Below are 18657 nucleotides of genomic sequence, written 5' to 3'. Positions count from 1 at the left end.
CGAGATGGATCCGGAGCCCCAACGTCCGCCTCCATGCTGCGGCTTGTCGCGGCAGCGGCTCTCAGTAGCCGCGGCGCACCCGGGCCGCCTTGCGGGCCTCGGCGAGCTTACGGGCCTCGCCGGCCTTGCGGGATTTGCTGCCGGTGCCACGGGAGGCGTCCTTGCTGGTGCCCAGGCCGCGGAAGGGGGTATTGGTGTTCTTGGCCGGGCGCGCGCCGGGCCCGCCGTCGAGCGGGGTGCCGGAGGGGGCCTTGGCTCCGGTGATCCGGCTCAGCTCCGCCTCACCCGAGCGCACCTTGGTGATCGTCGGCTTGATGCCGGCCCCCGCTATCAGCCGGCTCATCTCGCCGCGCTGGCTCGACAGCACCAGCGTGACGACGCGGCCGGACTCGCCGGCCCGGGCAGTGCGGCCCGCGCGGTGCAAATAGTCCTTGGGATCGGTGGGCGGGTCGACATTGACCACCAGATCGAGGTCGTCGACGTGCAGACCACGGGCCGCGACGTTGGTCGCCACCAGGACGGTGATCTGGCCGTTCTTGAACTGCGCAAGGGTCCGTGTGCGCTGCGGCTGCGATTTGCCGCTGTGCAGGGCCGCGGCGTGCACTCCGCTGGCCCGCAGATGCCGGGTGAGCTGGTCGACCGCGTGCTTGGTGTCCAGGAACAGCAGTACGCGGCCGTCGCGGGCGGCGATCTCCGTCGCGACGGCGTACCGGTCGGGGCCGTGGACGACCAGCACGTGGTGGTCCATCGTCGTGACCGCGCCCGCGGACGGGTCGACCGAGTGGACGACGGGGTCGTGGAGGTAGCGGCGGACCAGCTGATCCACGTCGTGGTCCAGGGTGGCCGAGAACAGCATCCGCTGGCCGTCGCGGTGCACCTGGTCGAGCACCTCGGTGACCTGCGGCAAGAAGCCCATGTCACACATCTGATCGGCCTCGTCGAGGACGGTGATCCGTACCCGTCCCAGATGGCAGGCCCTGCGCTCGATGAGGTCGTGCAGGCGGCCGGGGGTGGCGACGACGACCTCGGCCCCGTCGCGCAGCGCGGCGGCCTGCCGGCCGATCGACATGCCGCCGACGACCGTGGCCACCCGCAGCCGGAGCGCGTCGGCATACGGGGCGAGCGCCTCGGCCACCTGTTGAGCCAGCTCCCGGGTAGGCGCCAGGATCAGGGCGAGGGGGTGCTTCGGCTCCGCGCGCCGCCCGGCCGTCCGCGCGAGCAGCGGCAGGCCGAAGGCGAGCGTCTTGCCCGACCCCGTGCGCCCGCGACCCAGGACGTCGCGCCCCGCGAGAGCGTTGGGCAGCGTGGCTGCCTGGATGGGGAAGGGCTCGCGCACGCCGAGCTCGGTGAGCTTTCGCAGCAGCTCGGCAGGCAGTTCCAGGTCGGCGAACGAGCCGACCGGGGACACCCTCGGGGTGGGGGTCTGTGGCCGGGTGAGATTGCCGTGCGAGGTGCCGAGGCGGTCCGGGGGGTTCATGAAGAGCCTTCCGCAGGGGAACGTACCGAGGAAGGCCCGGCAGGAACGAGCAGCCGACGAACAAGGGGAACCGCACGGACGGAGTCGTCGGCTGTCACGGCCGTCCAAACGTTTGAGGCTAACACGAAGTGACAGTCCGACCCTGCACTGTGGTGCCGATCGCTCGGCCTTGCCGGTGCCGGCACATCATCCGGCCTGGTCACCACCTTGATCGCTGAGATCACTGAGATCGCTGAGATCACTGAGACCGCTGACTCTGACCGTCCCACCGCTCGTTCCGATGTCTTCACCTGCGCGGGGGCGAACGGCATCATGATCCGCCGTGCTCCAGCGCCCGGTCCTCGGCAGGCTGCGCTACCCGAGCGCCGTTTCGGTGCGGGCGGCGAGGTCCAGCACGGTGCGGGAGCTGAGGGACCAGGCGTGGGCGGTGGGACGGTGCAGGGTCTGGACGAGCAGGACCGAACCGTGGGGGAGTGGTTCGATCGTCAGCCGTCGTGCCACCTGCCAGCTGTGGTTCCGGTCGGTACCGGCCGTGGCGGGAGTCAGCGCTTGGGCCATGCTGACCAGCTCGGTGTCCCTGTTCAGGCGGTTTGTGGTCGCGGGGTCTCCTTCGAAGCGGGCGGGGGCGGAGCCACCGGCCGCGTTCAGTTCGATGCGTGAGGGCACCGGTGGCGCCAGGGGCACCGCGTAGAGGAGATGGCTCAGTCCGAGGCTTCGACGGATTCCCGAGCGTCCGCTCAGGACCGAAGCGCGCAGTTCGAAGGGTCTGGGCGCCTGGGCGTCGATGTAGATGAAGCAGTGGGTTGGCGCGGGCATTCCGCTGAACCGCTCGCGCGGCGAAAGCAGACTCCCGGCCGGCACGCCGGTGCTCTCGGCCGGCAAGGTGACGGCCAACGGCCTCTCTGCAAGTCCGAGTTCGTCATGCAGTGCTGCGGCCGTGTCGGCGGCAACCTTCTCCGGATTTGCGTTTCGGCCGGTCCAGATCGCGGCGGGCATTGCGCTCTCCTCGCTTCGTCAGGAAAGTCCGGCGGCTTCCTGGCGGACTTGGGCTGCCTGCTGCTCTTCCCCCACGGCCGTCAGCAGTTCGCTCAGGCGCCCCAGTGCGGCCCTTCGCTCCGCTTGAAAACGCCCCGTTCGGACCCGCGTGAGCTCCCGCCAGAGTTCGGCGGCCTCCCTGGCCTTCGGCAGCGCATCCGCGTGCCGCCCCTGGGCGGCCAGCTCGTCGCGGCTGCTGTCCAACTGCTGGGCCCGACGCAGCAAGGTCTGCGTGCGATCTTCGACCGGTACCGGCGCGGCGGCCTCCTCTCGGGCGACCCTCCGCCTGCGTACGGCCACGCTGAGATATCCCACCAGGGCGATCAGCGCTCCGGTGATGACGGCGGAAACCAGCTTGTGCAAGAGATCATTCACAGGGACACCCGTTCAATCAATGAGCACGCGCACCTACGGATACGCGGGAAGGACGCAGCGGCACGACCGGCTGTTCGGCACCTTGCCTGCCCACTGTCGTGGGAGGCGCTGAAATGGCGATGAAATCTCGTGCACGTTCCGGAGCCGATGGAAGGTTCATCGGCTCCGGAAGGTTCATCGAAGACGGCCGCGCCGATCGGCCGGACCAACAGGCGCGACCCCCGGCTGCGAGACCCCGCAACCGTTCCAGCGCTGCCCGTCGGCGACGCGCCCCCCCGACGCGAGGCCGCTTCACGGGGAGATCAGGCGTCGTACCAGGTGACTCCGTCACCGCCGTCGTGGCCGATGGTCTGCGTCATGACATTGCCGTCCTGCCAGTACTTGGGGTGCTGGTTCAGGAAGCCGGGGACGGACTGGATCGAGGTGGCGTCGCACGCCAGGTCTGTACGGATGCAGAAGCGCTGCACCGGGACGCCGTCGAACTTCGCCGGGCCGGCGCCCGTGGAAGTGAATCCCAAGGCGCTCCAACCCTGCGGAACCCGGGCCCAGATGCCGGTGTCGGGCTGCATGGGGTCGGCGTACAGCATGCCGTTCACCTGCGAGCGGGGTATGTCGGTGCGGCCGGCCGCTATCGTCTGGAGGACCTGGTCGGCCACCTGCGCGCCTTGGGAGTAGCCGACGATCGTGAAGCGGGCGCCCGGATCGCGTTGGTAGGTGGCCTCGGCGGCGGCCAGCAGATTGCGGTACCCCTCGCGCACGCTCGCGTCGTAGCTCGGTGCGTTGACGTCCGGAGCGTTGTGGCCGTTGAGCCACGGTCCGGCGCTCGCCGGATAACAGACCGGCACCGGTATACCACCGTTGAGGTGCTTGTTGGCGAACGTATACGTGGAGGTGCAGTCGGGCGCGTCCGCCGCCGAGCCGGTGCCGCCGACCTCCAGGTAGTAGTGATGCACGGAATCGGCGTGGGCAACGGTGGGTGCCACGGCGCCGGCAGCCACCAGGGCTGCCGCCGCGCCGGCCGCGCCGATCGCCTTCTTCCATCTGCTGGACAAGGTCATGTGCTCTGCTTCTCCTCGAGCTGAGGTGGGACACAACTGCTGTGTGCGGACCTGACGTTAGCCACAGCCGTTGGAATGACGATGAAACGAAGGAATGCGTTGCCGGCGCCGTCACCGAACGGTCAACGGACGGTTCGCCCTTGGCCGACCGCTGCTGACATCTACGGCGGCTGGGGCGGCGGCGGCCATCGGGGATCCTCTCAGGACCGGCTCATCCTCATGAGCACCTGCCGTCCGCTCTCAGGCGCTCAACGAGTGCGCAGAAGACGAAGTGGTTCGGGATTTCGGTCTCCGCTGGTCCCAGCTTGTGCCAATTCCCGTCGATGTTGAGCCTGATGCTCCCGTTCTTCCTCTCGATCTGCTGCACCTGCGGCCACCGCGCGGACAGCTCTCCCGATCCGACCTCCTCCAGGGTCAGCCAGACGTCACCGAAGGTGAGTCGCTCTCCCCGGTCGAGCGCGGCCCATGCCCGGGGGAGCTGGGCTTGGGTGACGGCCCGTCGGATCTCGGCCTCCCATTCCTCCACGTTGCTGTCCTCCGGCCTGCCGCCGTGCAGCACGATCGGCTTCCCCGCGATGTCGGTGAGTGTGTAGGCGCGAGGGCTTCCGGCGCGGGGCGAGCCGTGCGGGTGTCGGGGTGTTTCCTGGAACACAGCGGTGGTGTCATAGCGGACGACATGAATCCGCCCCTTGACGGCAACGGTCATCCCGTGGTCGTACAGGTCCAGTCGCGCGTCCGCGCGCGCCTTCCTCGCGGAAGGCCGGCCGTACCGGGCGAAAGCCAGCAGGCCCCGGACCAGCCGTACCGGGCCGGTCCCTGCGTGAGCCCTGTGCGCGGTTGCCGCGTAGGTGGCACGCCGCTTGCCGATGTGCGCGCGGCCGGCCGCCGCGGAGATCCTCGCCAGCAGCAGTTCCTCACCGCGCGTACGCGGCATCGGCCGGGTCATGGCGCGGTCGGCGTGAGGCCGAGGCCGGCGTCGCATCCGCGCAGGATCATCTGGTGCGTCTGCCTCAGCAGCCGGCCCGGCGGCACCCCCAGGTCGTCGGCCAGATGGCGGCGGGTGCGGTCGAACAGCGCCAACGCGTCGGCCTGTCGGCCGCTGCGGTACAGCGCACGCATCAGCATCGCGGCGACCGGTTCGTTCAGAGGCTGCGCCACGGCCAGGGCTCGCAGCTCGGCGATCGCCTCGGAGTGCCGGCCCAACTGCAGCTGCCAGTCCAGCTTCCGCTGTACGAGGGCGATCCTGCGCTCGGTGAGCCGCAACCGCTCCAGCTCGGCGAACGGCCCGGGCAGGCCTGCCAGAGGCTCCCCGCGGAACAGCTCCAGCGCCTGGGCGCAGACCCGGACCGCCTCGGCCAGTTCGCCGGCCCGCTCGGCCGTCCCGGCGGCGGTGACCAGTTCCTCCATACGCGCCACGTCCACCTCGACCGCGCCGGGAAGCAGCCGGTAGCCGCACCGATCGCGCTGGATCACCGAATCCGCGCTGTTCTCCAAGCGCAGGACCTTCCGCAGTCGGTAGATGTACACCGGCACCACCTTCGTGATCGGCGGCTCCATCCCCCACACTCCGTCGAGCAGTTCCTGCTGGCTGACCGTCCGGTCCGGGCACAGCGCCAGCGCCGCCAGCACCGCCTGCTGGCGGAGATGTCCCAGGTCCACGGGCTGCCCCTCACACCATGCCTGCAGTGGCCCGAGCACGGAGATCCGCACCCGCGGTTCGCCCGCCCGGCGGATGACGGTTCGCGGCACCGGCCTTGCCGCCTCGCGGGGGCCCCGGCCCGGAACGACCAAGCCGCAGTCGAAGGCGTGGACGATGGCGGCGGCTCGGTCGCGCAGCTCGAGTTTGGCGAGGATCCCGGTGAGGTGTCCGTCCACCGCGTCCTCGGGGAGGGCGAGGGCGCAGGCGATCTCGGCGTCCGTCAGGCCACAGCCGACGGCGAAGAGCACCTCGCGCTCCTGTCGCGTGAGCGTGGTGACGGTCGGTTGGCCGATGGTCGCGGTCGTCGACATCGCGGGCTCTCCTGACATCCGGTGGTCGGTCGGGTGGATGCCGTCGACGCTGGCCCCGGTACCGTGCAACGGACAGGCCAGCAGACCGGCCGTATCCGGCCGGTGGCCGCGCTAGAGTCCCTCACCTGGGGAAATCGACGTGCCGGGGGAAGGCCGTGACCTGTGACCAGTGAGTTCAGCGCGTTGTTGAAACGGCTGCGGCGCGAGGCGGAAATGACTCAGGAGGCCTTGGCGGAGCGCGCCGGAGTGGGCGTCCGCACCATCCGCGGGCTGGAGACCGGCGAGCGCGCCGACCCCAGGGTGACCACGGTGCGGCTACTGGCCGACGCGCTCGGGCTGAGCCCCGAGGAGCGCGAGGGGCTGCTGGCGTCCGCCGTCCGCCGGACCGGGGACGACAGCCGACCGGAGGACTCAACCGTCCCGACCGCCCCCGCTGAGCCGGCCGCGGACGCCCCGCCGGGGTCTATGCACGCCACCCTGGCCGACGTGACCGAGCGGCTCGCGCAGGCGGTGGCCGCCCGCTGGCGGCGCGAGGAGGAGCAGCGGCAGGTCCACGATCCCTACCCGCTGCCGGTGCGCTGGCAGCCGGTCGCCGAGGAGCTGACCGATCACTGGGCCAACATCCGCCGACTCCCTGCTGGGGGGACGCACGGCCCACTGGACCTGAGCGGGCAACTGGACGAGATCGTGGGTGTGTACGGGCGGATACCGTCCGGGCGGCTGGTGGTGCTGGGCCGCTCGGGCTCCGGCAAGACGATCCTCGCCGTGCGCTTCGTCCTGGACCACCTGAAGTCGAGGGGCCACAGTGATGCCGTACCGGTGATCTTCAGCATCGGCTCGTGGGACCCGACCGCGATGACGTTCCGGGACTGGCTGGCCTCGCAACTGACGCGCGATCACCCCGGTCTCGCCGTCCCAGGACCCGGCGGGTCGAGTCTGGCCGCCACACTGGTCGAGACCGGCCGGGTACTCCCCGTGCTGGATGGCTTCGACGAAATCGCCGACGGTCTGCGCCGTCCCGCGCTGGAAGCGCTCAACGCCACCACCCTTCCCCTGCTGCTGACGAGCCGTCCGTCCGAGTACGCCAGCGCGGTGGCGGAGACCGACGTACTCACTTCCGCCGCCGCGGTGGAACTTACCGATCTCACCCTGAGCGATCTGACCGACTACCTGCCGCGCACCACGCGCAAGGCCCGCGGCGGGGCGATATCGGCGACCGCCTGGGATCCCGTGCTGAGTGAACTGCACGAGCGGCCGCACAGCCAGGCCGGTGCCAACCTCGCCGCCGTGCTGACCACTCCGCTGATGGTCACGCTCGCCCGCGCCGTCTACAGCGACACCCCCGACAACGACCCGGCCTCGCTCCTGGACACCCGGCGATTCGGCCGACCCCAGGAGCTGGAGGACCACCTTCTCGACAACTTCACTGCCACCGTCTACCGCCCTCGGCCCGAGCACCGCCCCGGCAGCGGGCCGCGCCGCGCCTTCGACCCGGAACGCGCCCAGTACTGGCTCGGCTACCTGGCCCACCACCTGACCCGGCTCGACACCCCCGACCTGGAGTGGTGGCGGCTCGGTCACGGGTTGCGCCGCACCACGCGCACACTGTCGACCGCGCTGGTGATCTGTCTGACCATCGGGCTCGTCGACGGTGTCGTCGGCACCCTCTTCGACTCCTTCGCCTTCCAGCTCGCGGACGGACTGGTGGCGGGGCCCCTCTCCGGGCTCCTGTTCGCGATCGCGTACTGGATCCTGGTCGCGGCCAAGGACGCGGCCGTGGAGCCGTCCGCCGTGCGCATGAAGATCTTCGGCAGGGAAGGGAAGACCAGGCGGAGATCCCTCCGCCGACTGGTGATCGGATTGCTCTGCGGGTTCCTGTTCGGCGCCGGCTACGGCTTCGTACGCGCAGCGCTCAACGGCGTCCTGTTCCACATCAACATCCAGACCGTAGTGGCCGCCGGCTTCGGCGACGGCATCATCTACGGCCTGATGTTCGCGCTGGGAGCCGGACCCGCCCTCGGCCTCCTGACCCTCTTCGAAACCGCTCTCGACGTCCGGTCCGCCGTCAATCCGGTCAGCCTCCTGCGCACGAACTGCCGGACGGTCGTCACCCAACTCCTCGTCTGGGCTCCCACGTTCGGACTCATGGTCGGCTTCGGATCCATGCTGGTGATCCTGCCGATGTCGGCGATCCTGGGCCCGGTCGTCTGGAATCTCACGGCCGCGCTCAAGCTCGGCGTCATCAGCGGGCTCGGCGGCGCCCTCGGCTACGCGTTCAGTCTGACCGCCTGGGGTCAGTGGACGGTCTTCGCGCGCATCTGGCTGCCGCTGACCGGCCGACTGCCGTGGTCCGTCGTCACCTTCCTCGAAGACGCCTACCAGCGCGGCGTGCTCCGCCAAGCCGGCGCGGTCTACCAGTTCCGCCACGCCCGCCTGCAACAGCACCTCGCCGGCGCTTACCGGGCGACGCGGAGTCGATCGGGGTCGCGCGGAACGTGCGCCTCCTAGGCTCTGTCCGATGGGCCAACGTCGGGATAGCCGGCTTGCCGCCCTGCCGTTCCGGCCCGGGCAACCCTCGCGAGCGGCGGGCGGTCTTGCTAGTTGCCGAGGTCGGGGCAGTGCCCTTGCCGATGCGCCGGCGTATGGGTGGAAGCCGACTTGGCGAGTGGCTGAGTGAGGGTGGAGATGACCGAACTGAACACCACGGTGACGTGGGTTGACGTACGCGAGAGGCTGCCTCGGAGCGGGATCCCGGTGGCGGCGGCGATCACGGGCCGGTATCCAGCTGATGGCGCCGCTGAGTCCGATACGGCGTTGGGTGAGGAATTTTGGCTGGTGAGGCCGATGTACTTCACGACCCTGCACTGGAGTGAGGACGGGACGGAGCACAGAGACTGCTTCGTCGACTCCGACGGGGTCGTCCGTCTGTCTTACGGCCTTGCCAGTGAGGAAACCGTGACGCACTGGGCTGCGCTGCCTACCCTGCCGGGCGCGATGGCGTACGTCGTTCTCGGGGAAGATGTGGAGCCGGCGCTCCAGAACGCGTGGGGCGCTGGTCCCACAACCTGACAGCGCTCAGCCCGGTGGCGTAGCGGGCCCGGGCGGCCTCGTCGAGGCGGGGGGGGGCGTCACCGAGCAAGCCCGGTTTGCCTATCCCAGCTGGTTGGCCCAGTCCTTCGGAACTCGTCCCGCGGGCCCGGGGGTGGGCTGATCGGCCGGGTGGCTCTCCGGGGGAGCCAGGGCCGGGCCCGAGGCGTACACCTCCGAGGTGTCGTAGTTGTAGAACCAGGCTTCGCCCGGTTCGAAGCTGCGGATCACCGGGTGCCGGGTGTCCCGGGCGTGGGCCGTCGCGTGCTTGGCGGGTGAGTCGTCGCAACAACCGATGTGGCCGCACTGTGCGCAGCGTCGCAGGTGGAACCACCAGCCGCCACTGGCGTCGCACTCGGCGCAGCCATTTCCGGTGGGTGGGACCGAGGGGTCAATCCCGGGCAGTGAACTCATGACGGCTCCTGTGGGGAAAGGGGGTCGGCGGAGGCCAGCGGAAGGCGCACCTGGAAACGGGTGTCGCCGGGGACGGAATGGAACCGCAGGTCCCCCTTGTGTTTGTTGACGATGATGCGCCACGAGATGTCCAAGCCGAGACCCGTACCCTCACCCATCGGTTTGGTGGTGAAGAAGGGGTCGAAGATGCGGTCGCGGATTTCCGCGGGGACACCGGGGCCGGTGTCGCAGAATTCGACGAGCAGAAGGTCGCCGTCCCGCGCGGTGCGTACGGTCAACGTGCCGCCGGTGTCCGTACTGTTCATCGCCGAGACGGCGTTGTCGATCAGATTCGTCCACACCTGGTTGAGGTCGCTGGGGTAGGCCGGGATCTTCGGCAGGCCGCGGTCGTAGTCCTTGACGACGGTGATGTGGGGGCCGATTTTCGCGGAAAGCATCAGCAGGGTGCTGTCCAGCAGTTCATGGACGTTGGTGACCTGATGGGGCGCTCGATCGAGTTGCGAGTACTGCTTGGCCGCGGTGACGAGCGCCGAGACGCGGGTGGTCGACTCCTCGATCTCGTTCATCAACAGCTCGGTTTCGACGGTGTAGTTGAGCCAGCGCACGGCACCTTCGAGGGTGTCGTCATCCAAGGCCGCGGCGACCCGGGACAGCCAGTCGGTGTCGAGGCCGGCTTGTACGAAGGTCGGCGCGAGCTGCCAGCCGTCCGCGATGCCATGGTCGTCGAGCCAGTCGGAGAGGGCGTCCTCCCGGTCCGAGGCTTCCAGCGGGCTCAGGTCGGTGGCCTTGGCGACGCGCTCGGCGGTCCGTTCTTGGATGTCGATGAGCGTCTTCAGGGTGTCACCCTGGTACGGGCGGGCCGCGATGATGCCGAGCTTGTGGCGCATTCCGGCCACACGTTCGCGGAGTGCGGAGGTGGCGCGCACGGCCGCGGCGGCCGGGTTGTTCAGCTCGTGGGTCAGCCCGGCGGACAGTGACCCGAGAGCCAGGAGCCGTTCTCGCTGGCCGACCGCCTCCTGGGCGCTTTTGACGCCGAAGAAGAGGCCTTCCAGCAGGTGCACGGCCATGGGAAACCACTCACGCATGATCGCGGCGAAGGTCTCCGCGGGCAGCACGAAGAAGCGCGAGGGCTCGATGACACGCAGGGAGCTGTTGTAGACCTGCTCCAGGCGGTCTCCCAGGTAGGCCTGGAAGGCTCCCGCATAGACTCCGCGGCTGGAGCTCCGGTTGGTCTCCACGTCGTAGTCGCCGATCCGGCGCGAGAGAACGAGGGTCCCTTCGAGCAGCACGTAGAAACACGTGGCCGGGTCGCCTTCTCCGTACACGGGGCCGGGTTCGAACTCCTCCACACGGCCTTCGCGGCAGAGGAGGGAGAGCTGGTCGGGGGCAAGCTTCTCGAACAGGAACAGCGTGCCGAGTTCCTGCTGACTGCACGGCATCGGCCGGCCGTTCATGACTGCTCCAGATATCGGTGGACGAGCATGACCGCCATGGCTCCCTCCCCCACCGCGGAAGCGACACGCTTGGCGGACTCGGCGCGCGCGTCTCCGGCCACGAACACGCCCGGGACGTTGGTTTCCAAGTGGTAGGGCGACCGGTCCAACTCCCAGTCGGGCGGCGGGCGCCCGTCCGCGGTCAGATCGGGGCCGGTCAGGATGAACCCGCGGGAGTCCCGGAGCACCATGCCCTCCAGCCAGTCGGTCAGCGGGGCCGCGCCGATGAAGACGAACATCCACTGGGCGTCGACGAGTTCGGTGTGGCCGGTCGCCGTGTCGCGCAGGGTGATCTGTTCCAGGTGGCGCGAGCCGTGGGCGGCGTCCACGACCGTGTGGGCGCGCACGGAAATCGTGGGCGTCTCATCGACCTGCTGGAGAAGGTAGTGCGACATCGAGGTGGACAAGGACCGCTCACGCGCCAGTACGGTGACCGACTTGGCGCTCCGGGCCAGGTATATCGCGGCCTGACCGGCGGAGTTCGCGCCACCGACGATGTACACGTCCTGCCCTTGGCATGCGGCCGCTTCGGTCAGGGCCGAGCCGTAGAACACTCCGCAGCCGGTCAACTCGGACACGCGGGGAGCGTCCAGTTGCCGGTACGACACGCCTGTCGCGAGAATCACGGAGTGCGCGGCGACGGCGGAGCCGTCCGAGAAGCGGACGACGCGCGACGAACCGTTGACCTCCAGCCCGGTGACCTCGCAGGTGGTCAGCAGCTCGGCACCGAACTTCAATGCCTGACGCCGAGCCCGGTCGGTGAGCTGTGCCCCGGACACGCCATCCGGGAAGCCGAGGTAGTTCTCGATGCGCGAGCTCTGGCCCGCCTGGCCCCCGGTTGCGGAGCGTTCCACGAGGACGGTCCGCAGGCCCTCGGAGGCCCCGTATACCGCCGCACCCAAACCGGCTGGTCCGCCGCCGATGATGACCAGGTCGTAGAAGTCGGTCGTCGGCGTCGTCGCGAGGCCGACCCGGGCGGCGAGCTCCCGGTCCTCGGGCTCGATGAGGGCCGTGCCGTCCGGGGCGATCACCAGCGGGAGCCGCAGGCCCTCCTGTCCCGCGGCGCTCAGCAGCCGTAGGCCTTCCGGATCCTCGGACGAGTACCAGCGGTAGGGCACCTGGTTGCGGGCCAGGAACTCCCGTACGGCCGTCGACCGCGCCGACCAGCGGTGTCCGACGACTTTGGTGACGGTCACCGGCCGGTGGTCGCCGGCCCGCCAGGCCAGCAGGAGATCGTCGAGGACGGGGTAGAGCTTCTCCTCCGGCGGTTCCCAGGGCTTGAGGAGGTAGTGGTCCAGGTCGACGATGTTGATCGCGTCGATGGCCGCGTCGGTGTCCGCGTACGCGGTCAGCAGCACCCGCCGGGCGCCGGGGTGGATGTCGAGAGCCCGCTCGAGGAACTCCAGGCCGTTCATCTTCGGCATCCGGTAGTCGGCCACGATCACTGCGACGGGGGCGCCGCGCAGCTTCAGCTCACGCAGGGCGGCAAGGGCGGACTCGCCGGACTCCGCACGTACGATGCGGTACAACTCGCCGTAGCGACGTCGCAGATCGCGGGCGACCGCACGCGACACGCCCGGATCGTCGTCCACGGTCAGGATGACGGTCCGCGCTGGACCGGCGGCCTGATCCATAGGGCATCCCGTTCCCAGTCGATCGCCCTTCCGCACCCGTCTTCACGTGCCTGTCCGGCACATCAGTGCGCCCGTAATGTCCATCCTATGGGCGATTATCCTGGCTTTCCATGTCGGTCGATGAGTCGAGGGCCCCGCCTGCGTCTCGCCGGGTTGGTCATCGTCACTTCGGCGGCCGCCGCTCGGCCGTGCAAAAGTCATCGACGTCCACGATGGCCTGAGCGAAGGCCCCGGGTGCCTCTTGGAGCACATTGTGACCGATGCCCTTCAGCGTGCGGTGCGCATATTGACCACCGAATTTCCCGCGATAGGACGAGCCGCCACCCGCGGGCGTGAAGGGATCGGCGGCGTGTCGACGAATCCGGCAGCGATGAGGTTCACCCGGATCGGCGCCGGCCCGAGCGCCAGATTGGCGGTGAGGGCGGACATCGCGGCCGTGCGGGCGGACACGACGGTCAGCCGACGCCGGGCCGCCGGCCGCCGGTGCCGCTCATGAACAGCAGCGTGCCTCCGGCGCGTACCTTGTCGCGGCAGTCGAGGGCGACGCCGAGAGTCAGGGTGAGCCGCTGCCCGAACTCACGGCGGGCGGCGTCGAGATCCATGAAGCAACACCGCCGGTCAGGGCCGTGCCGTGGTCAGGGACCCGTTCTCTGCCCGTCGTCATCTCTACCTCCGGACTTCGCTCTGTGCTCCCATCGTGGCGCTGCAGGCCACCGATCACCGGACGGCCGCTGAGCAGGGGATGCCCGGGTCCGGCCAAGGCGGGGCAGTTTCACCGCACACCCCTTGACACCCCTCGACCAGCAAGCAGACACAAGACGCCGCATCCCTCCCGCACCTCGATCGAAAACCGTGCCTGACCAGCAAGAACCAACCGATCCCAGTCGATTGAAAGACGGTTCTCAAGCCCCCCGGCCCGTTTGCGAGCCGCTCCGAACGCGCCGATCCTGAAGGAGAGGCATGCCGACCGATCGTGTGAACCGAGCGCAAGGGCTGGGGAGCTTGCGGCCACCGCGGCCTGAGCAGGGAGCGGGTTCCAGATGAGGCTTGTCGTCGATCTCAACCGGTGCCAGGGATACGCGCAGTGTGTCTTTCTCGCTCCGGACGTCTTCTCCCTGCACGGGGACGAAGCGCTGCTGTTCTCGCCTCGCTTCGACGAGGCACAAAGCGACCGGGTGGAAAAGGCCGCCGCCGCCTGCCCGGTACAGGCCATCCTCGTCGACTACTCCGATGAGCCGACGAAGAGGGTGGAGCCCCATGTCGGCTGACACGGACGTCGAGGTCCTGCGGCGGGAGGGCCGCATTGTCGTCGTCGGTTCCTCGTTGGCCGGTCTGCGTGCGGCGGAGACCTTGCGCGACAAGGGCTTCACCGGATCTCTCACCATGATCGGAGACGAGCCGTACGAACCCTACGACCGGCCGCCGCTGTCCAAACAGGCGCTGCTCGGGCGGGCACGGCCCGAGGACACGGCGCTGCCGCGGCGGCGCGACATCGATGCCGAATGGCGGCTGGGGGTCGCCGCCGAGGGCCTGGACCGGAACGCCAAGCGGGTCCGTCTGGTGAACGGCGACACCGTCCCCTACGACCGCCTGCTGATCACCACCGGGACCAGGGCGCGGCCCTGGTTCCACCCGGAAGAGGCCGCGCTCGACGGGGTTTTCGTACTGCGCACCCGCGACGACTCCGCGCGCCTGATCCGGAAGCTGACCGGCCGCCCGTCCCGGGTGCTGGTGATCGGCGCCGGTTTCACGGGCTCCGAGGTCGCCTCCGCCTGCCGGGAGTTGGGCCTCGAGGTCACGGTCGCCGAACGCGCCCCGGCACCGCTGGTGGGCGCCCTTGGCGGAGTGATCGGCGCGGTCGCGGACCGGCTGCAGCGCGGTAAAGGAGTCGACCTGCGCTGCTGCGTCAGCGTCACCGCCCTTGAAGGCGACTATTGCGGACGGCTCAGGCGCGCCCATCTGTCCGACGGTACGGCGATCGACGTGGAGGTCGCGGTCGTCTCGCTCGGCTCCCTCCGCAACACCGAATGGCTCGCCGGCTCGGGGGTGGCCGCGGGTCCCCGGGGGATCGCGTGCGACGCCGGGTGCCGGGTGTTCGACGTCAACGGCATCGTCACCGACGACATCTACGCCGCCGGCGATGTCGCACGCAGCCCCCACCCGCTGTTCGACTACCAGTTCCTGTCACTGGAGCACTGGGGCAACGCGGTCGAACAGGCCGGGATCGCCGCCCACAACATGATTTGCGCAGGTCCCGAGCGCCGTCCGCACCTGTGGATGCCGATGTTCTGGTCCTCCCAGTTCGGTGTGAACATCAAGTCGGTGGGAGTGCCCTCGCTGGGCGACCAACTGGTCGTCGCCCAGGGGACGCTCGCCGAGCAGCGGTTCGTCGCGGTGTACGGGTACCGCGGCCGCGTCATCGCCGCGGCGTCCTTCGACGGAGCCAAGTGGCTGGCGTTCTATCAGCAGCAGATCGAGTCCGGCGCGCCGTTCCCGCCGGAGTACCACTCGGTCGACCGTCGCATCGAAAAGCTGCAGCCGGTCGACCCGGCCTTCCCCGACCCCCACCTGCCCACCCACGGGCCCACCGTCACGCTGACGGGTCACTCACCGAGCGAGCGGCGCGTCGAGTTCGTTCCGTCGCACGCCTGATCACCGGCCCTGTACCGCCCGGAGTCCCGAGGAGACGCCATGACGCCCGGCACTATCTCCGCGCAGATCACCGACTACGCCCATCGAGCCGATCCGTACCCGCTCTACGCGGAACTGCGCAAGACGCCGGTCAGGCGGGAGGACGACGGCACCTATCTGGTCAGCACGTACTACGAGGTGCGGAACCTGGCCAACGACCCGCGGCTGAGCAACGACACGCGCAACCGCCCACCCGGCCAGGCCCGCCCCGGGCAACCGCCCGAAGAGAGCGGCCTGCCGCCCAGCTTCATCTTCACCGACCCGCCGGTGCACGACCGGCTGCGCGACACCATCAACCGCCCGTTCGGTCCCCCGCACAGCCCCAGATTCCTCGACGGCCTGCGCGGAGAGCTGGCCAAGGTCGTCACCGAGCTGCTCGACGCCTTCGAAGGCAAGGACCAGGTCGACATCGTCGAGGACTTCTCCTACCCCCTTCCCGTCACGGCCATCTGCAAAGTCCTCGGCGTGCCGCGCGAGGACGAACCGCGCTTCCACGTCTGGGCCGACGCCCTGGCGTCCGGAGTCGATCCTCAGCCCGGCGGCGACAACGGCGTGGAAAAGGCGCAGCAGGCTCGCCAGGACCTGGGCGCCTACCTGACCGATCTGATCGAGACCAAACGCCGCCACCCCGGACCGGGGATACTCAGTGCGCTCGCCCCCACCATGACACCGATAGACCTGGAGGCCACCGCGGTGCTGCTCCTGGTCGCCGGCCACGAGACCACCGTCAACGCGATCACCAATACGACCCTCACCCTGCTGCGCCACCCCGACGTCCTCGAGCGGTTCCAGAAGGACCCGGAACTGGCCGTCCCGCTCATCGAGGAAGTGCTGCGGTACGAGCCCCCGGTCCAGTTCGTCCCGTGGACCACCGCCCTGGCCGACATCGAGGTCGCCGGCACCATGATCCCCAAGGGCTCGCCGGTCTGGCTCATGCTGGCCGCGGCCAACCGCGACCCCAAACGCTTCGAGGACCCCGACCGATTCGACCCCGACCGCAAGGACAACGAGCACCTGGGTTTCTACACCGGCATCCACTACTGCTTCGGCGCCCCGCTCGCCCGTATAGAACTCCATGTGGCGGTGCCCGAACTGTTCCGCCGGGTCAAGTTCTCCGGCCTGCTCGAGGACCCGCCCCCGTACCGCGCCAACGCGGTGCTGCGCGGCCCCCGTCACCTTCCCGTGGCGATCGAGGGGCTCACAGCCTGAGCGCCACGTCACTGACCTGGGCCCTCCCGGAGAGCCGGGCGGGGCCTTGGTGATGGCGTCGCCTCACCGCTCCCACAGCTGCCGGAGCCACCATCCCCGCATGACACCGTTCTTGGCGTAAGCCCCCACCTGAACCCCAGGATTTGGCCGTAGGCCGCTGTTTCCCACGGGTCGAACGTCTCATCCGGTGGGTAGCCGTCTCGGTGGTGTGAGGGCTTTCGGTCCGAGGACGCGCTGGTCCGCATGCTGCTCGTCGTTGACCCGTATCTCGATGTACCGGTTGCCGGAGAACACGCGGTAGGTGTTGTCGTCCTCCGGCAGCGGCATGACGGCGTCGATCCGGTGGGTGAAGCGCGGTAGGTCGGCGAAGCTGGTCCAGTTGGTGAGTGGCCTTGGGTCCTGGGTGCGTCGGTCGGTGTGTTGTCCGTCGTCGACCTGTATCTCGATGTACTGGTTGCCGGAGAACACCCAGTACCGGTTCCGGGCGTCCGGGACCTGCATGACGGCGTCGATCCGGTGGGTGAAGCGCGGTAGGTCGGCCATGCTCGTCCAGTTGGTGAGTGGCCTTGGGTCCTGGGTGCGTCGGTCGGCGTGTTGTCCGTCGTCCACCTGTATCTCGATGTACTGGTCGCCGGAGAACACCCAGTACCGGTTCCGGACATCCGGCACGGGCATCACCGCGTCGATCCCGTGCGCGAAGCCCGGCAGGTCTGCCATGCTCGTCCAGTTGGCCAGTGGCTTGGGGCCGAGGATCCGCCGTTGCGTGTGTTGTCCGCCGGTGATCCGTTCGAGGATGTAGTTGGAGCCGGAGAACACCCAGTATTGGTTCTTGTCGTCCGGTGCGCGCATGACGGCGTCCGCAGACGCGTGCGGTGCGGTGCGGGCTTCACCAGTCGCCGGACGTGGGGCAGGCGGGCGGGTGACCAGGTAGCCGGCGATGGCGGCCACGGCAAGCAGCGCGGTGGCGGACACGGCTGCCGCCTTCAGCCGGCGGCGGGGCCGGCGTGGGGTGCTGGGGCCGGGGAGGGTGTGCCGGAGGGTTGCGCCGTCCCGGTTGCCGAGCCGGCGCAGGCTGTTGGCCGCGTCGGTGGAGCTGGGCCGGTCCCCGGGGTTCTTGCGCAGGAGGTCTTCGATGAGCGGGGCCAGCGGTCCGGCGGCGTCAGGGATGTGCGGTTCCTCGTGAGCGACGGCCTGCAGGACGGCGGCGGAGGACGGCCGGTCGAACGGGGAGACGCCGGTGGCCAGCAGGCAGAGCGTGGTGCCCAGGGAGAAGAGGTCGCAGGCCGGTCCCGCGGGCTGGTTGAGCAGCCGTTCGGGCGCGATGAAGGCCGCGGAGCCCAGCAGGCTGCCGGTGGAGGTGGAGGTTTCGGCGTCGAGCAGGGCCGCGATTCCGAAGTCGCTGAGCACCGCGCTGCCGTCACCGCGGAGCAGGATGTTGGCCGGTTTGACGTCGCGGTGCAACGCGCCGACGGCGTGGACGGCATCGAGGGCAGCCAGCAGCTGCAGCCCGATCTCCGCTACCCGGGGAACGGGGAGGGGCCCGGCGGTGTCCAAGTGCTGGGCGAGTGAGGGGCCATCGACCAGCTCCATGACGATCCACAGCCGCTGCCCGTGCTCGACGAGGTCGTAGACGTCGACCACATGCGGATGGCTGACCCGCGCGATCGTGCGTGCCTCCCGCAACGCGCGGCTCACGTGTTCCTGCCGTGCCGGCCCGTCGTCGGCCAGGTGCAGCTCTTTCACCGCGACGGTGCGCTGCAACAGCTGATCGGTCGCGCGCCACACCGTTCCCATGCCGCCGCTGCCGAGCCGCTGGTCCAGAAGGTAGCGGCCGGCGATCAGCGGCTGATCGTTACTCGCAATCACCCGGTCAAGGTACGTGAACACTCCATAGGCCTTTGAAACCACCCTGCGTACGGCACAGCAGGGCCGGGTGAAGGTGACATGTTCAGAGCGGTCTCACGCATCCGGTATGACCATGGTGCAGCTTCGCTCGCGAACAGCGGGTGGGAGTCGCGCGTCTGTGGTCCAAGGAAAGACGTCCACCAACCGGTGGGAGATGCAGGTGCAAGGCCTGCCGGGCGCTCCACAAGGTCCCTACCTCAAAAGAGGTAGGGACCTGTTTCGTTGGTGCACGTACGTGAAGCAGTGGGCGCGGCACGGGAGCACGCGGC

The 18657-nt window shown here is 69.4% G+C and carries 17 protein-coding genes and 1 pseudogene; 6 read left to right on the top strand and 12 right to left on the bottom strand.

What is annotated here, in order from left to right; genetic code table 11:
* Positions 1-61: 61 nt before the first annotated feature.
* From ACIRPT_RS28100 to ACIRPT_RS28075, 6 genes are all read right to left on the bottom strand, one after another.
* On the bottom strand, positions 62-1477 hold the full coding sequence (locus ACIRPT_RS28100; protein ID WP_403831968.1) for a DEAD/DEAH box helicase: 1416 nt from the start codon (positions 1475-1477) through the stop codon (positions 62-64).
* Between the two features lie 354 nt (positions 1478-1831).
* The gene (locus ACIRPT_RS28095; RefSeq protein ID WP_403831965.1) at positions 1832-2473 is read right to left on the bottom strand and encodes a hypothetical protein; all 642 of its coding nucleotides are present in this window, start codon (positions 2471-2473) and stop codon (positions 1832-1834) included.
* Positions 2474-2491: 18 nt separating this feature from the next.
* Positions 2492-2887 (bottom strand): hypothetical protein, encoded by a 396-nt coding sequence (locus ACIRPT_RS28090; protein WP_403831963.1) that lies wholly within the window; start codon positions 2885-2887, stop codon positions 2492-2494.
* A gap of 302 nt (positions 2888-3189) precedes the next feature.
* Entirely contained in the window at positions 3190-3945 is a 756-nt protein-coding gene (locus tag ACIRPT_RS28085; protein WP_403831961.1) for a PE-PPE domain-containing protein, read from the bottom strand.
* Between the two features lie 217 nt (positions 3946-4162).
* Positions 4163-4879, bottom strand: a complete 717-nt coding sequence (locus ACIRPT_RS28080) for a DUF6585 family protein (RefSeq protein ID WP_403831959.1) — start codon at positions 4877-4879, stop codon at positions 4163-4165.
* 8 nt (positions 4880-4887) lie between these two features.
* Complete coding sequence (locus tag ACIRPT_RS28075) at positions 4888-5955, bottom strand: BTAD domain-containing putative transcriptional regulator (protein ID WP_403831956.1); 1068 nt, start codon at positions 5953-5955, stop codon at positions 4888-4890.
* 162 nt (positions 5956-6117) lie between these two features.
* On the opposite strand from ACIRPT_RS28075, the gene ACIRPT_RS28070 reads away from it, so the two are divergent.
* On the top strand, positions 6118-8463 hold the full coding sequence (locus ACIRPT_RS28070; protein WP_403831953.1) for a helix-turn-helix domain-containing protein: 2346 nt from the start codon (positions 6118-6120) through the stop codon (positions 8461-8463).
* A 177-nt stretch (positions 8464-8640) separates the two neighbouring features.
* Entirely contained in the window at positions 8641-9024 is a 384-nt protein-coding gene (locus ACIRPT_RS28065) for an AQJ64_40280 family protein (RefSeq protein WP_403831950.1), read from the top strand.
* 81 nt (positions 9025-9105) lie between these two features.
* Here the strand turns inward: ACIRPT_RS28065 and ACIRPT_RS28060 are convergent, their stop codons facing one another.
* The 5 genes from ACIRPT_RS28060 to ACIRPT_RS28040 form a co-directional block, all read right to left on the bottom strand.
* Entirely contained in the window at positions 9106-9456 is a 351-nt protein-coding gene (locus ACIRPT_RS28060; protein ID WP_403502359.1) for a UBP-type zinc finger domain-containing protein, read from the bottom strand.
* Entirely contained in the window at positions 9453-10910 is a 1458-nt protein-coding gene (locus tag ACIRPT_RS28055; protein WP_403831947.1) for an ATP-binding protein, read from the bottom strand. The genes ACIRPT_RS28060 and ACIRPT_RS28055 overlap by 4 nt, the downstream gene beginning before the upstream one ends.
* A complete protein-coding gene (locus tag ACIRPT_RS28050) occupies positions 10907-12583 on the bottom strand; it encodes an FAD-dependent oxidoreductase (RefSeq protein ID WP_403831945.1) in 1677 nt (558 codons plus the stop codon). Before ACIRPT_RS28050 ends, ACIRPT_RS28055 begins: the two co-directional genes overlap by 4 nt.
* A 267-nt stretch (positions 12584-12850) precedes the next feature.
* On the bottom strand, positions 12851-13033 hold the full coding sequence (locus tag ACIRPT_RS28045; protein ID WP_403831943.1) for a hypothetical protein: 183 nt from the start codon (positions 13031-13033) through the stop codon (positions 12851-12853).
* A 5-nt stretch (positions 13034-13038) separates the two neighbouring features.
* Positions 13039-13185: a hypothetical protein gene (locus ACIRPT_RS28040; protein ID WP_403502351.1), complete on the bottom strand. Its 147-nt coding sequence runs from the start codon at positions 13183-13185 to the stop codon at positions 13039-13041.
* A gap of 438 nt (positions 13186-13623) precedes the next feature.
* Between ACIRPT_RS28040 and ACIRPT_RS28035 the strand changes: the two genes are divergently transcribed.
* The 3 genes from ACIRPT_RS28035 to ACIRPT_RS28025 are packed head-to-tail and all read left to right on the top strand — an operon-like array spanning position 13624 to position 16483.
* Positions 13624-13851 (top strand): ferredoxin, encoded by a 228-nt coding sequence (locus ACIRPT_RS28035; RefSeq protein ID WP_403502348.1) that lies wholly within the window; start codon positions 13624-13626, stop codon positions 13849-13851.
* Positions 13841-15235 (top strand): NAD(P)/FAD-dependent oxidoreductase, encoded by a 1395-nt coding sequence (locus ACIRPT_RS28030; RefSeq protein WP_403831939.1) that lies wholly within the window; start codon positions 13841-13843, stop codon positions 15233-15235. The genes ACIRPT_RS28035 and ACIRPT_RS28030 overlap by 11 nt, the downstream gene beginning before the upstream one ends.
* Positions 15236-15274: 39 nt before the next feature.
* Positions 15275-16483 carry a cytochrome P450 gene (locus tag ACIRPT_RS28025; RefSeq protein ID WP_403831936.1) on the top strand — a complete coding sequence of 403 codons (1209 nt, stop codon included), beginning with the start codon at positions 15275-15277 and terminating at the stop codon, positions 16481-16483.
* A gap of 180 nt (positions 16484-16663) precedes the next feature.
* On the opposite strand, the gene ACIRPT_RS28020 is transcribed toward ACIRPT_RS28025, so the two are convergent.
* Complete coding sequence (locus ACIRPT_RS28020; protein WP_403831934.1) at positions 16664-18349, bottom strand: protein kinase; 1686 nt, start codon at positions 18347-18349, stop codon at positions 16664-16666.
* A 151-nt stretch (positions 18350-18500) separates the two neighbouring features.
* On the opposite strand from ACIRPT_RS28020, the pseudogene ACIRPT_RS28015 reads away from it, so the two are divergent.
* A pseudogene (locus tag ACIRPT_RS28015) lies at positions 18501-18572 on the top strand.
* Positions 18573-18657: the final 85 nt, after the last annotated feature.

The sequence above is a fragment of the Streptomyces sp. NPDC101227 genome, assembly GCF_044767545.1.
Classification (GTDB): Bacteria; Actinomycetota; Actinomycetes; order Streptomycetales; family Streptomycetaceae; genus Streptomyces.
Note: the sequence above shows the minus strand (reverse complement) of the source record. Positions and strands in the feature narration are given on the sequence as shown.